Origin of the sequence: Sodalis endosymbiont of Henestaris halophilus (genome assembly GCF_900161835.1) — a bacterium.
Classification (GTDB): domain Bacteria; phylum Pseudomonadota; class Gammaproteobacteria; order Enterobacterales; family Enterobacteriaceae.
Genome location: NZ_LT897836.1, coordinates 980,057 through 996,415 on the forward strand (window position 1 = coordinate 980,057; position 16,359 = coordinate 996,415).

Consider the following 16,359-nt stretch of genomic DNA (forward strand, 5'->3'; position numbering starts at 1 on the left):
CGAATAATAGGAAGACTAATATTAAGAGTACCTGATAGTGCGGATAAGGAGTAAAGCTTAGATTCAAACTACAGGTAAGATCATAATGTAGCAGGCATAAGTTTAGCATGGCGCTTAATAGGTGTCTAGAAGACAATATAATAAATACTTATAAACGCTATTGTCCAAAAAGGACGAGCAAAAATACTATTTTACAAATTTTTGTTAAGGAACTCTTTTAACTGTTCTTTGGATAGAGCGCCCACTTTGGTAGCTACTACTTTACCATCACAAAATAACAATAAGGTAGGAATTCCGCGGACATTATACTTAGGTGCAGTAGCTGGATTCTCGTCAATATTTAATTTAGCGATGGTCAGTTTACCGTCGAATTCATCAGCGATTTCTATCAAAATAGGTGCAATCATTTGACATGGACCACACCATTTAGCCCAAAAATCAACTAGAAACAGGCCGTTGGCTTGTAAGACGTTTTTGTCGAAGTTGTCATCACTTAAATTAATAACTTTATCAGTCATGTTTTACTCCTAAGACGATCGTTAATTTACGTTGCAAAATAATCAAAAAAAAATTAGCTGATTTTATTGTAGTTGTATGCATTGCGTAATGCAATGTCTAACTATTAGTATATCATGCTATAATTAAAACACACTTAATATAAAAAGAAGTTTTTTTTAAGTTCTCTCCTCGTTAGTTAGTCGTTGAAATAATTAGTTTAAAAGTTTGTAAAATTATACGTTTATTTTATCGCTGACTTTACCTATAAAACATTGGCAGGTAAAACCGCCGCGGTTCAGGAATAAATTCTGGTAACAGCAATAGATTGACCTAACCATTAAATCCCCCCTATACAAGTTAAGGGGGTTAAACATATCATCAATGCTTGCAAAGCAACACATAGCCTCCTCGATACGGCAACGGCGCTAAATTCATTGCGATAGCAAAACTATTGGCTTTCAGACAACTAACTTACAAATAAGGCTAGTATAACCTCATCGATAGCTTATGATAAGAATTTGAAATTCTTAAAGTGGTGGTTAAATATCCTATTGGGAACCATCTCAGCACACTTACTAAGTTATTTCAAAAATCACGCCAATAAAACGTCGTAAATGCAGTGCTGAAAACGAGGATGATATAATCTTTGACTTCAGCGTCCATCAACGATATCGCCCATGTTCCCTTTATTATGCCAGCTTCAGCAGTCATATAATAACCTTTCTCCATACCCTGTCCCGTTAGGAGTTAGCACGCTAGCATTCGTGTATGCAAATGATCCCATCATATCAAAATCGAGTCGACACATAAAACGAATCAATGCATACAAAAGAGCTATTTACCCCTCTAATAAAAAAACATTGCTATTGTAAATACTGCTCGAGTAAGATTAATTCAATCAAGGCATCATGTTTGTAAATACCAATCTCCTTCGATAATATCTAAGTTTAACTGGTTTCTAATGGCTAACTAATTTAGCTTTTCACCGACTATGTTTAGTAGCTGCGACGGTTTGCTCATTAGAAAATTTAATCAATAACGTGCTGTATGTTCTAGTGTTAACGGTTATAGCTGCCTGTAGTTATGTATATATCTTACCTTTCTCCACTACAAGTTATTTCTTAATGAATGAAGATAAAAATTTTTAATTTAGCCAAAGATATTATTACGCTACCCAGTTTAGGTTATTACATACGAAGAAGAATTATAGTTTACTGCTTAAAATATCTCCAACGTTCGGAAGCCAAGATGAGCATCTGGTAGCGAATATTAGCAGCCGCAACACTTAACTTGTAAGTGCAAAACGGTGTGCGGTGCTGTAATTGTTTAATCTGGAAGTAATCTGCATTACTTTTGCCTAGAGTAACATGACTAATACGCTGAAAACTTCAAGATGGTAAAACAGATAACATGCAAAACAGTTTAACTTTTGTCTTTTAGCATGCTCATTATGTACTAGAAGCTGTGCGTCGGCACCGCCTGTATAATTAAGATACTGCAAGAAATTATGATTGTCTTAGAGATAAAAGAATACATTACCGATTGCATGGTAAAAATAGCCTTACGTCCTATTCATGACAAGATAAAAGATATTCCACCTCGCGACGGCGAGAGGGGTATGTCCAAAAAACTTAATCCTAATCCTCAGAGCCTTTATAACTTAATTGAGAGCTCTGTTAACAATTAATAACTCTGCTGTATGCCGCAGACGACATAACAATATTCTAATTTTTCATTTAGCACTATCTGTTCGCTTTATTGACTCTTTAACTTCTTAACTAGTAGAGGCTAGTTTAACGCTTTAAATTTTTAAATTAATCTTTCGTTGTTTAAAGTGCGACTCTGCTTAGTGGGGTAATGATCATGAATATGTAGTGATTACTATCAGATAGATTACTTTAATATAATATCGATAAGTTTATATTGTGTTATGATACATAAGTTGTTATAAATAATGTAGTGATGCAGCTATTTGCGTTATGTTATTTATCGTAACTGTAGCGGATTACACCTTATATTTCATGAAATAATATCAGATTATTGGCTAATAATTTTCAATTGGCTCTTCTTAGATAAGAAGATAGGTCCAGTTTTGGACATATAATAGCTTGTTTGATAAGAGATCGTGGTCGATGAGCAAAAAATACGGAAGAAACCAGGAGACAAAGCAAACAGAGCGGTATCCCCGTATAGCGGACGAGAAGATGGCGTCGGGGGTGAATGTTAGTATCGCCTAACGGTGTGATCAGCGAGACAAGGATGATGCACGTATTATGTATCTCAAGGCATTACAGCGATGCTAAAATAAATAGACATAAAAACGAAGACGGATTTAGCATATGTGGGACAAATTATTACACGTAGTTACATAATTAGTTATTACTAATGCGTTATTTTGTAATTGATGGTAATGCATTTACAATACGCCATGAGCGTTCGATAACAGTGTGCAATATACATTAATTACCACAACTTAAAAATCTTTTCTGATAAATATTTCATTATAATATAAGTTATATATATGTATAAGTATAGTTCAACAATGTTATTGTTTATAAATGTATGGCGTATATATTTATCATTATTGCTTCCCGCTGTAGCAATGTAAGGTGTGAATAGAATAGTTAAAAATAAGATTTCATGGTATTAGCGATAATTTATCGGTAGGTTTAATCTTTATCTGATCATCTATCTATGAAGATAACATCTTCATTTATGTAAGTAAGATCCTCATCTTATGCTGACAGTATATGCTGAAAAGCAAACTACTGCGCGTGCATCAAGGTATTGAATGCGCAACGATATATTAATAGTTCTTCCATTAGTATTCATATTCTTAGTTTGGTTTGTAAGTCTGAGTTTGGTGCCGACATGTCTACCAACATAATGATTTTGCTGGTAATTATCGCGGCGACTCAATAAATTTTTGTAGTGTGTGGCTAAAGTCCTTATGCATTACTTAACAAGCTGTAGTTGATTACGACAGGTGTGTGAGTATATAATATTATTCCTACCGTTTATTAAGTTGCTAAAGATGGCACAAAATTATATTTTGGAGCTTGTATACAGATACTAATATTAAAGCAATCACGCATCTGCCAGACAATAAGCCGTATGGGTATAGCATGTTAAAAAAATGTAAAGACACACAATGGAAAGTCTCTTACAACCACTTTCAGATGATAATAATTGAGTGAAGTTGATCGACTAACAGCAGATTTGCTATTAGCTGTAAATTGCTATTACTGGTGTTAGCTATAAATTTATTGCTGATAGCGTGAGAACATGATATAACTCATAATTTATTTGTGCCTGACTATTACCAGCTATTGCTACTATATTTACTTGATAAACTAGGAGATGGAAATTACCGTTATCACTCATCTGGTTATCTTCAGAATCATCATACCATAAGATAAAGTAGTATCTTTTCTAGCTTCCCGAAATAAATTTCACTAACATATAACTATGCGTGTTTTTTTGATAAACTGCCGAAATTTAAACGGTGAATAATTAATGTATTCCATGTGATCTGCTGAAACTGGGTGAAATTTGTATCGCACTAATTTAACCAAACATTTACTGCACCGTAGTATTTTCACTTTGTTATTCCGGTTAATGATTCTAGCTTTTCAGCGATTATATTGGTGTGCATGCGCGTATTAGACCAGCTGAAATCATATGGTTGTATTATATGTCAAGATTATTTCTATATAAATTTTTATTTATAATTTGTTAGTATGAGTTCCGATGCTGCTGAGAACGTTACGCCGCTTATTTAAGATAACACATCCATATATTAATAGTTTCATGGTGACCAGCGCTCTTCAGCTAAAACGTTGTTAGAAGTACATTAAGTTTTAATGTTATGATAGATAACTTAATATAAGTAGCTTCTATTTGCGCAATGGCAGATCTTTAGCAGAAGCCGTTGGTCATTTTTGAAAATGCATTAACCGCTCTGAGATTTTTGATACGCGTTTGGCATGCTTTATTTAAAGTAAATCTTACATTAAGTATAAGTATCATTTACGTTGGTGTATTTAGCGCGTCAAGATCAAATTATCTTAATTAACTTTGCGCCAAACCATCAGTTAGCTTTTAGCTGTATTTAATGGCTGCTGCATAAACTGTGGCAGCAACAGGAGTAACTGTTAGAAAACGGATCCGCATTTTTGTTATCCATCTTCTGTGTCGTTGTAATCTTCTATCACTAGATCTATCTGTGATTTACCGCCGGAAAGAGTATGGAAGCGTTTAGGGCGTCGAGTATGTTCTATGTACTTGAACCATACCCTTTCATGCTCATTAAGGGGGTTAAGTTCACCATTGCACACCGCAACAAATTGTCGTTCATCATCGGTTACAGGTTGGCGTTTACCGCTGTTTAGGTCATTGTAAGCATGGCCGCACCGCTCCAAGAGTTGCGCTTCCCTAATAGTAAAATGACCATGCCGGGAGAAACCGCGAGGATAATTTTTATTATCGAAATAACGATTAGAAGTAAAAAAACTGTCCGCCATATTACGCGCTCTTATATTTTAAATAACCATGCTATTTATGGCGCGGAGTATTAGCTATGGTTGACTTTCTGTAAAACAAAATATTTTAATCAGTACGACAAATTTTTTTTGGAGCGTGCTGTGGATATGGAATTACTAAAAACATTTTTAGAAGTACGCCGCACCCAACATTTTGGGCGCGCAGCGGAAGCTCTTTATCTGACACAATCAGCGGTTAGTTTTCGGATCCGACAGTTGGAAGATCAGCTGGGTGTGATCCTGTTTACTCGTCATAGAAATAATATTCGACTGACAGCTGCGGGAAAGTGCCTATTGCCCTATGCAGAAAATTTAATGATTACCTGGCAGATCGCCAGGCAGGAAGTGACACGCTCCTTGCAACATAATCCGCTGTCGATTGGCGCCAGTGCATCTCTATGGGAAGCATGGCTAGGGAATTGGTTACAAAATATTTATCAAAAATGGTCAGATCTTCAGTTAGAGGTGCACATTGCTTTGCGTCAAAGTCTTATAAAAAAGTTGCACGAACACCAGCTGGATTTATTAATTACAACCGAAGCTCCAAAAATGGAGGAATTGACCAGCCAGCAACTTGGTTGCTTCTCTCTGACGCTGTTTTGTCATGACAACGGCGACGAACCGGTAAAAGATAAGCGCCCCTATATTCAGCTTGAATGGGGAGCTGATTTTCATACGCATGAACACAGACTACAGTTGCATAAGCGGTCGCCGCTCGTTACTACTACCTCAGCGCAATTAACGCGTCAGTTGTTGCAGGCTACTACTGCTTGTGCTTTTTTACCCAGTCATTGGGCGCATCAGTTTTCAGATTTGCGGCCTGTCAGAGATGTTCCATCAATTATTCGCTCGTTGTATGCGGTATGGCAGCAGAACAGCGATCAGTGTTCAATAATTAGGCAACTGCTAAGGACTATTGTGCTATGAAAACTAACTACACCTTTATCACTCATCTATCTAAGTATAACATTAAGTAATAGATTGCCGCTACAGTAAATATTCATTAACAAGAAATAAGCTATGTAACCTTTTTGTAAGCTTATAAAATCAAGAATTGTAGTCTCTACGACTATCTTACTTTATTGCAAGAGACGTATTTTAATTACAAATGATATAAGCTTGAATTAGTACTCTAATTATAACTCACAAGAAAAGTACTCAATAAAGCATCAACGCTGTTGGCTAGTAAATGTCCTGCTGATGATCAACGTAGAAAGTAAAACTATGTATGTGCTTGAGCATTAGAAGTCACTTGCGATGAAAATAAGATGATCAACTATAACGGTAAGTTGCGTGTCAGCATTAGTATCACCGCTGCAACATCAAAGTCACAGTCGCAACTACTGCATCATCAAAACCAGTAACACTATAGTAATTTTACTACTAAGTAGTATTAAAACGGTTACCGAAAAGAAATATACTAATGTTTATATCTTAAAAATAAGTAACTACTCCCATAGATCGTAGGTAGTAGCAAATAAAAATGCCGTTCCTTAAAGCGTGCAGCTGCCGATAATATCAGTAAAACGGCATCAGTGCCCCGAATAGCGGCATTTATACCTCTAATTTTATGATGTTACGGGGGAAATAACCTAAAGCAAAATTAGCGACTTAGCGTGGTTTGATATACAAATATAAAAGCTTTTAATGTCGTATAACAGTTGCACGGTTGTAATACGGCTAGATTCTAGCAGTTTCATCTTTCATTTGCTTGATCTTACCAAATAGAATATATAAATCTAAGATATTTCTATGTGCAAGCTGCAACTCTGTACTCACAGAAAACCACCAGCTAGTCTGCTGAAGCTGACTGGTTAATAGAACTATTTAAATGTGCTTCATTAAAGATTTTACAACTCAAAAAGCGGCTCCGTTGAGGTATCTTTGAGTACCGAACAATTATCTATTAAACAGCAAGGTGATACGACTACTAATTTTAAATCTTAATTAGAAACATGTGTAGTAATAATCTTCTTGATGCTTAGCTGCTGGGTAATTAAATAATTTACAAATAGCATTACTACTTTATGTTTGTTTAAAAAAGCGGTGGTATACCTCAAATCAATATTTAAACAAAAGATTAACCTTTCAGGTTATAGCTACTTTTGTATAGTCATGAAGTATCTAATTAAGAACTAACTAATGAAGACAGCCAGACTATATTGAGTCAAACTTATTAGAAGTATCATTTATTTTTCGATGTGAAACCAGAAAAAAGAAGTTCGTGGTGAATAAATAAGTTCGCCGCTACTAACTTATTTTGCAAGTAAGTTAACCTTGCGTGATAAACGGTCTTGATATTTATCGCTTGTGCGATAGAGATACTTTTTAAGATCTACTGTCTGTCCAGCAAAAAAGATCTTGCCAGTAAATCAATAATATATGCTGATGCACGTTTTAGCAACGACGCTTTTTTGTTAGCGCTTACTGTGCTTCTAACATTATTACCATTTCTTTGCTATCGATGACTGCTTCTAGGATTTTTACTGCAGTAAAAGTCACGCTTACTCTTATTAAGCTCCACAATAGTGCGGATGTCATGCTTATCTCCCTGTTACTGATGCGTTAGTCGCTATTGTTCACACTTTTTAATATCATATATTACTTGTAGTTATGTTCTTTTTTATGAATATTTTATTATTCTACCTTTACTGCGATGAAATGACTAGATTATGAATGATTGACTTTAATATTTAAATGCCTACTGATGCTTGGTACAAAATCATTTGTACGGTTAATAACTATGTCGGATTTACTTATGCCTTTACAGTTTTACCGGGTTACAGGCTATTTTGACTTTAATGTTTGCAATCTTAATGTTACTGCTATATTACTTAATTAATAGTCATTGACTACCATCATGCGATCCAGTAAAAATTGAGCATTATCTCTTTGATTTACTTTTGCGAGATGAGTAACTAATCGATATTTAAACCTTGTTTGATAAGGTTTGCCCCTCTGCGAAATATGAAGAGAATTACGTTTTGATCTGGTTTTCTATTTCATGTATTAACCGTTTTTGCGTTGAGTAGTGCGATTTTTGGTTTAAGTTACGTGTGCTATCCAGATTAAGAACTAATATGCAAGGAACCGAATACCAACGCCACCTAATTTATGGTAATGTTTATTGCAAAATGCTATTGTCATGCGTTTGATCATCATAGAATTCTTCTTATTTTTTATTTACGTAGATTAATTGCGGCAAGGTTGCCCGCCTTAAGTTAATAGCAGGTGCTTTAGGCGGATATCATCGTTGGGTGATAGACAGATCAATTTTCTTGATTATCTGTGAGTGTGTATATAATTTTACAAAATACAAGAACTTATGATCATCAGCATCATTTTTAGCTATTGCGCTCATAATGCTAAATTTATACTAGTCATACTTATTCGGAAGTTAATCTCACCTTAAATTATTTGATATGACTACCAAAGTTAAAGCATATTTTGATACCACTACAATTTTTAACTTTAAGCATTTAGTGCTTTAACATTCGTTAAATACCTATCTGTATGAGTGCGCTTTTGGTAAGTGATCTTTACAGATAACAGCATGATAGTTATAACTAAAGCGGCATTGTCATCACATACTACTGATGACATGATTTCGCGCTTATTCTCAACAGAGAAAGCTATCAGTTGCCCCGCGACATTAAAAATAAGTGTTTGTGCAATAGACCACCGATAATATCGGATTATGGCTGTTATAATACCTGTAGGGTAAATTTTTTATGAAGTATCATTTCTATGTTTTTTGAAATCGTTTATAAATTATATTATCGTGGGATGCGTAACTTTATCAGAATTCTTATGCACTAAAAAATGGCATAATTACTAATTAAAAATTCAAGTGTAAAATTACGAAATATTATAACTGACATTACCTGACCTCCATACATTACATTTGCTAATAATGTATTGAAAGATTCTTGCAACCATACATATAAAAAGCTTTTTATAGTATGTCATATACCTTACTTATTATAATAACGAAATTGCGACCTTAAAGTTAGCCGCAGATCATTGCACCTATTTTATCCCCACGCATAGTTATTGCTCTTTATCAATTATTAAATATTCCTATATTGTGTAATTTTGCAGTATGTTATTACCACGTATTAATCATGATTGATATCATCGCTTAACTTTCATCAAAGATAAATTGAATAAAGCTCTTATTCTTGAGCAATCCGTATGTATTGCAAAAATCTACTTGACCGTCAAGAAGAGAATACTTATAATTTGAATTCTTTAACTTAACGTTAAAGATGGGGTGAGGTGTCCGAGTGGCTGAAGGAGCACGCCTGGAAAGTGTGTATATGCAAAAGTATATCGAGGGTTCGAATCCCTCTCTCACCGCCAGAATATAAACAAAAAGCTCGAGATTTTTTGTCTTAATTATATAAGCTTACAAGCTATGAGCTTGTAAGCTATCGGTACTTGCCGCGTTACGTTTTTTACGGATGAAACCAAAACCATCATAGTTGCGTATTTTCGTGGGGATTAGCGGAGCAAATTTATTGTGAGGACGATATTATATGCTTGACGTTAGCAGGAGATGCTAGTAACATCACCTGTTACTGGCCTACAAAATATGCTTGACATACTATCGCGTTAATTAATTTTGGGGATAACGCATAAAAATTAATTACTATAGCGGATAGCTCCTATAAATATTGATTTAGCTTGAGTCATCAAGGTATGTGGCTGCTAGTATTCATAATACTGTTAGTTTAACACGGTACTATAAGTATGCAAGCTTAACAAGCTTGCCATTCTATGGCAATAAATTCTTACTTATCAGTGACTTAATTTAATAAGTTATATATAGTTAAAAGATCTTTTTATTTAGTCGCTTACACTTTGCCATATTAATCATAAAAGAGCATTTTATTAATATTCCTTATTATAATTTATGCTTTATAGCAGTTGATCAAATAAATATGCTAATCAACAACACTAGCAGAAATTTTAATAAAACATGATGTCTTTTAATTAAAGTTGCTTCAAAATTTTTCTTTTGAAATAGGTATTTATAGTGCTGACCGCCGTACATCACATTTAATTAATCGGCATCGTGCTTTACATACTGTATTTTGGAACAGACGGTTACATTATCTATAGTATATCCACGAATAAAAACTGTATTTAGTAATCAATGTATGATCACCATTATCGTTACTTTTTTTCAGTACCTATTTTTCCTCAATCGACGCAACATGAGGTTGTTAGCCTTGTAATTGATCACGAAAATAGCAGCATCGGGGGGTATATTATACTAATGTTGCATCCCCACGATTTAGTTAGTAACACTTAATTATTAATTAGCGTTATATCGGTTGTCGAAATTCTACAATTTCGACTCAATATTCTAAAAGTTCTAGAAGAATATGACAGTTTTAATTCATCTCCCGGGGGAGATGGCTATGCCGTCTTTGTGGTCAAATGTCCGTACATATGACCCAAAAAATTATTGCGCATTGTCTCTTATTAGTTGACAGATATATGAAGTACGTCTGAAAACGGGCTTTGAAAATTCCCCAGTTATGTAAGAATTTCGTGGTCACTTTAATTTTTAAAAACCGGTTTTAGGTTTCGCAGATCCCTACCGACATCCTAAGGTTAAGATTAGCTTCTTATTCAGTAAATTGAATGCGAGCCGGCGACAGGGAGTGCAAAAAATCGCGCTACTGTAGTTAAATTCAGCCTCAAAAAATTAATCGATCATTAATCACTCGATGTTGAAGTAATAGATGGTGTCCTGCTGATACATTTTGCTTGAATATTGCTTCAACTATATGTAAATATGATCGTCGAAATTCTTGTAACGATCTCTCGTGTGATCGTTTAGGACTACATTCATGCATTGAGTCAGCTTTATAATAAGCTCTCAGCATTTTTGCTGTCATCATTAGTGTTTTGTAACAGTAAAACGCCTTTATCTGCTAGATAGATATCCACTCCTGGTGTTTGTATTTGGTTATAATTTTTTATTTTAGGAAATCACATAGATATCTATTGTGACCTAACTGTGGTCAGTGCAAGTATTTACCAGATCGTAAACCCTGATTGGCATATGCTAGAAATGGAATTCTTATTTGTAGGAAACGCCCTCTAATCTTCATGTCTGGGACATAATGCATTTTTTTACCCGCATGTCTACCTTGTTTACTTTTGGTTCGCTGCAAAATTTGCACGTTGTTGATATAGTTTTGAACTAAAGAAGAATAGCGAACATCATGGTCTGTGCTGTCTTAGAAATACTAATAGATGTTACGGGAAAACTGTGTGATACGCAGTTAGTAACTTAAACGATAAATATGCGCTACTAAGCGTCGCTGTAAATGCTAATACAACAAATTTGTGTCAATATAGTCGCTGCTAGCATTTTAAATTAGATACACGCTTGACAAAATCAGCTTTCTTCGCGCCTAAAATAATAATGGCAGAATATCAAGGACGATAATCATAATCAAAATATGATACAACTTACAAAAGAGTGACCTTGTTTCATGTAACGATTACATTAAATGTATTAGTGGTAAAGATCAGCGCGATAGCTTATTTAACTAAAACCAGATTAGAGCTATTTATAATAGTAACACTAGCCAGACAATCAGATAATCGGTACCCCGATTATGGTGAGCAACCAAATTTTATTTAACTATTAATGACAAACTAATTATAAATACGATGATGCAAGTTATAAAAATAACTTACTTAGCAAAAATTACTTGTTATAAGTAGTAGTTTGCTTACATATAAGTATATAACTTTTGCCGTCGTTAACGTTAAATGTACAGACCATTTTGCACTGTACTCGAGATACATTGCGAGAAACATATCTAATTAGCAAAATTATTATTTTAGCTACTAGAGCAGATTGTGCTTAGTGTGGTGATGTTTTAACCTCACAGCAAAGAACATCAGAGGTATATTAAAAGTAAAAATTATTAATAAATGGTTTATAAGTCATCTTACAGTAAATTTTTTTAATTAATTTATGATCGCGGTTTTCTTTTTAACGAGATAAAATATCAATAATATTTTAAATTTATTTAAATAAATAGTATAAATTGATCTTAAATAAATTAATGTTGTAACATACAAATCTAAAAGATACATTATTGTAATTCGCCATGCCGCGCGGGGTAAATTAAAGCAGATATATTCATATATCGCGAGGTAATGCTTTTACACGGCCGCTATTCTGCGTTGTTAATGTGTGATAAATTTCATATTGTTCAGCGAACTAACTCTATAGGTCTATGACTAGCTTTATTTTATTTATAATTCAAGTTTGCTTTTAAATATTATTAGTACTTTTAATTAAAGTACTAACTACTATGTAGTTAGTACAAATCATTTTATTTTTAACTAAACATTATGTGCATGATAGTTTTATCAAATAAATAATTAACTTTAACGCAAGTCAATAGTTATAATTATTTTTAGCCATGAAAGACTAGTTAATTTTATTAAACATGTATGAGATAAACTACACCGCAAGTTTACTTTAATTATTTATACGTCTTATTTTATAAAAGTTGTTGCATGGTGTTATATATTTATATATCAATATATAACTAGCGCTTATATTTTTGCAAAATAGTAATATTCATGCAAGCATCATTTTTTAAACTTACTGTAATTTTATACTTTTATTTATTAAGAATAAATTATAAATTTAGAAAATTATTAATAATAAATTAAGCTAATTACTAGCAAAATTAGCTGAATTTTGTGATCATATAGTTTTTAGTTTAGTATAACAAAATAATAAGTTAAGTTTGTAATTGGGTAGATAATAAGTAACGGTAGGATTATCTAGTTGTTCCGCATAACAAAAGTTTAATTTTAGTGAGGAAATAAAATAATTTAGTAAATAAATTTAAGTTGATAACTATCTTTTGTGTAAACAGTTTTACCATGTTCTCTAAAACAAGAGGCTTCCTACAGCGCTTATATTGTATTATGGGTCCTTTAGGCTTGTTTTTCTGCATGAAAACATGAAATTCATATTTTCTCTATGAGCTACGTTTAGCTCATGAACTAATAAATTAGATGATTATAATAGTAGGTTATTATATTTTACAGTAAATTAAGTTAGAGAGAACAAAATGGTATTGTTCTATAGTATCATTAATTTAATTAGATTGCGATAAGAATAATATTATTTCTTTATAATAAAGTTTTAATAAAAAGAGTAACAACGATGTATAAAAATCAGGTTTATTGCTATTTGTCTGCTCTTGTATCTAAATTAAGTCCATTAAAGATAACATTATTATCTCCACTTTTTCTTAAGTAGTATAAATATAATAAATTATTTATGTTTTAACAAAAAGCAACACAAGACCTCTAACCAGCTAGAGAATAGTATAACAGATCTTTATATTTGTTCAGTTTTACTATTGTTTTAATGGTAGATAGATACATTACAGAATAGTATTTAATTATTATTAGCCACGTTACCTAACTCTCTTATATAAGAGAGTTTGTCATAATGTGTAACATTAAATATGTATTACACTAATTAAACTTAATAGCGCTACATTACTCTACGATATATAGGGTATCGTACACTCTGCTTAGGTAAGCGCATAGTAATAGTGAATCCTTGAGATTCCTTTAGTATTTAGCTTGTTAAAAGTTATTTATGACTTAATCAATAGCTTTGCTAGCTTATTACTTTGCGTTATTCCGATTGCGTTTAGCACCTATCAGTATTTACGGCTCATATTATAAGTTTTCTTAATAGTTTGTATTACATAACACTAGAAAGCCAACCACGTAACACCCAAGCCATATGTTAATTTCCTACTCGTTTATACTTGTGAATTGGCAAGTAACCTATTAATCAGTTCTTCTATCATACTGACTATAATCATGAACTGAGCAGTAGGCTTATCAAGCGTTGGCAACGTCATAGGTAGTGTGGTTCTTGTGATAAATATCAAAATCTGGCATATCAAGACAAATATGTCCCTTACTCTAATTGTATTAATTGCTTAACACCGTTATATGAGTCTGACATCAAGGGCACCGTAGTCTTTTTCTAAGATGTGATGTTTTAGTAGAAGATCTATTTATATGTTATATATTTTCTATATCTGTGGTTTACCTATTTTAGGTGTCCATAACAAGCCTGGCTAAGTTTTTCTGTCATAAAAGATAGTTGCTTACTTAGATAAAGACCTAACGGTTAATATTTATATGCTTAGCCGCATATTTAATGTAAAAATTTTATTTAGGTATTTGTTTAGCTGTTTCCATTATTAATTTAGCATTAATACTTTACTTATAAGTAAGTTATAATAATTTTAGGTAAACACAATACCTTAAATTAAGTGATTAGTTTCAATATACCACCTAAAACATTAATTTTATCTGGAAAAGACTAAATCCAACTAAAAGTTGTTATTTCTTGTGAAGAAAGTTGTGTTATTTAATAGAATGAAGCGACAACTCTATAAAAACATGCGGTATGTGACAATAAACAAATTGTGTTGATAGGAACCCAGTATGCTGCGTAGGCATACGTTATCAAGAAAATGACCAAAACTTCTCTGTTTTCTTACGCGGTAAAAGATGGAAATTGTTTTTATGATTATGTTTGCGAAAAGTGCTTTGTCTGCTCCGATAAATTGCTACTGTCACGCTGAAAATGAAGGTTGTAAACGGGGAGGATATAATGCACTCGGTATTAAGGCTGCAATTTTGGCGACATTTTGTTTACACACGGAAATATAATGAAACATGCGATTTATATTTTTAAACAAGTAATTACTGCTTGATATTATTTTCTTAATCTTCTTTTTGCGTTGCATATGGCTATAAATCTGCACAAGGAGCTAATATGGCCTTTTACACAACGAAAAGAAGAGATTAAGAACACTCTCTGTTTAAAGGCAAAGGTAAGTTTCTTAACTAAAATTATGTTGCCTTTTCCCTGTGGGAAAAAAAGGGGGGGATAGCGTCTTCTGCAGCTTGAGGTCAACATAGTGTTATTTTTAACCCTGTGAGGAGAAGAGTATAAAACTATTATCAGTTTTTAGCAATAATTTACACTGGCTGTGGTCTCCATATACAAAAAGCTGCACGTAAGCAGCCCGATGGCTGTAGTTATCCCCGACGGAATACATGGTCTTTAGAGTTGCTGATGGTGTACGTAATCAGCGCCAGTATTTTTTTTGTAATTTATTAACTTTATATAGATAGCGGCGCGATTCTAGAGACGGATGTTGCGTTAGCAGCATTTGATAAACTTCGTCTGGCCGCATGTTGTTTATTATTTGGAATGCCTGGTTTTGATTACTAGAAAAAACTCGTAGCACACTGCCAGCCCCACTGTTGTAGGCGGCAATAACCGCATAACGACGCGACGTTGGATTGACAATACCGCCCAAATAGCTGTTGTGTAAAATTGATAAATAAGCGGTACCAGTATCGATGTTATTTTTTGGATCAAAAAGATATCTACGGCTCGGCTGGCCCCATTTACCTTTCATTTTAAACACATCACGGCCAGCGCTATGCTGCACTACCTGCATGAGACCTAACGCGTCGGCATGGCTTACCGCATAGGGGTTGAAGCTCGATTCCGTTTGCATAATTGCCAGGATCAGCGATTGCTCCGCGCCATATTGTTGCGAAGCTTTACGCACCATACCTAGGTATTTATTAGCGCGTGTATCCACATGGTTCGGCACTAGTTTAATAGTAATATACCAAATTTGTCGTAGACCGGCAATGCGAGTTTTTAAATGAGTTTTTAGCAGATTATTGGCGAAATGAGTAGCAGACCACTTCCAGCGAATTGGCTCGCCTTTATTATCTAATACTTGACCGTAGAAAAAAGGCTTTTTGCTGATTGTAATAGTATCTACGTCTGAATAAAGATCGATGTCTTCAGGATCGTTATCCATCAAGATGGTGCTGATAATTTCTTGGCGCAGATACGTGCTAGTATTGTTTCTCGAGATGGTTTCAACGGTAATAGTACCAGCACAGAAATTGATATGACTGCGAGTTTCGTAATGATTGGTATATTTAACATAGTCTTTTGGCCCAGCAATCAAAATTTCATTCAATCCCCAGAGATTTTCGATGTTATGAGCAAACTGGGACATTAAAATATTAAAACTATTCGTTTCTTTTATAAAGGCTTCCTTGTTGACATTGTTTTTACTGCTAGAGCAGGAAATTAATAACGGGATAATGATAAATAAAAATAATATTTTCTTCATGTTGCTGACAGTGTCAGAATTGTAAATTTCCGTATTATAAAGTGCCACAAAAGCGTTATTCGCGCAGTGTG

5 protein-coding genes and 1 tRNA gene are annotated in these 16,359 nt (G+C 33.7%); 3 read left to right on the plus strand and 3 right to left on the minus strand.

Annotated elements, in window-relative coordinates; genetic code table 11:
- Nucleotides 1–191 precede the first annotated feature (191 nt).
- Entirely contained in the window at nt 192–518 is a 327-nt protein-coding gene (trxA, locus tag HBA_RS02040; RefSeq protein WP_097032373.1) for a thioredoxin TrxA, read from the minus strand.
- Nucleotides 519–2,005: 1,487 nt separating this feature from the next.
- Between trxA and HBA_RS02045 the strand changes: the two genes are divergently transcribed.
- Nucleotides 2,006–2,185 (plus strand): hypothetical protein, encoded by a 180-nt coding sequence (locus HBA_RS02045; protein ID WP_097032374.1) that lies wholly within the window; start codon nt 2,006–2,008, stop codon nt 2,183–2,185.
- 2,491 nt (nt 2,186–4,676) lie between these two features.
- Here HBA_RS02045 and HBA_RS02050 read toward each other — a convergent pair.
- The gene (locus tag HBA_RS02050) at nt 4,677–5,021 is read right to left on the minus strand and encodes a MaoP family protein (protein WP_097032375.1); all 345 of its coding nucleotides are present in this window, start codon (nt 5,019–5,021) and stop codon (nt 4,677–4,679) included.
- A gap of 120 nt (nt 5,022–5,141) precedes the next feature.
- Here HBA_RS02050 and hdfR point away from each other — a divergent pair, with 120 nt between their 5' ends.
- Together hdfR and HBA_RS02060 are read left to right on the plus strand one after the other, a co-directional pair.
- Entirely contained in the window at nt 5,142–5,966 is an 825-nt protein-coding gene (gene hdfR / locus HBA_RS02055; protein WP_097032376.1) for an HTH-type transcriptional regulator HdfR, read from the plus strand.
- A 3,345-nt stretch (nt 5,967–9,311) separates the two neighbouring features.
- Nucleotides 9,312–9,401: transfer RNA gene (locus tag HBA_RS02060), tRNA-Ser, on the plus strand.
- Nucleotides 9,402–15,214: 5,813 nt separating this feature from the next.
- Here HBA_RS02060 and mltC read toward each other — a convergent pair.
- A complete protein-coding gene (gene mltC / locus HBA_RS02065) occupies nt 15,215–16,288 on the minus strand; it encodes a membrane-bound lytic murein transglycosylase MltC (RefSeq protein ID WP_097032377.1) in 1,074 nt (357 codons plus the stop codon).
- Nucleotides 16,289–16,359: the final 71 nt, after the last annotated feature.

Coding starts and splice junctions, on each gene's coding strand:
- trxA (WP_097032373.1), bottom strand. CDS start 518: ATGACTGATAAAGTTATTAATTTAAGTGATGACAACTTCGACAAAAAC.
- HBA_RS02045 (WP_097032374.1), top strand. CDS start 2,006: ATGATTGTCTTAGAGATAAAAGAATACATTACCGATTGCATGGTAAAA.
- HBA_RS02050 (WP_097032375.1), bottom strand. CDS start 5,021: ATGGCGGACAGTTTTTTTACTTCTAATCGTTATTTCGATAATAAAAAT.
- mltC (WP_097032377.1), bottom strand. CDS start 16,288: ATGAAGAAAATATTATTTTTATTTATCATTATCCCGTTATTAATTTCC.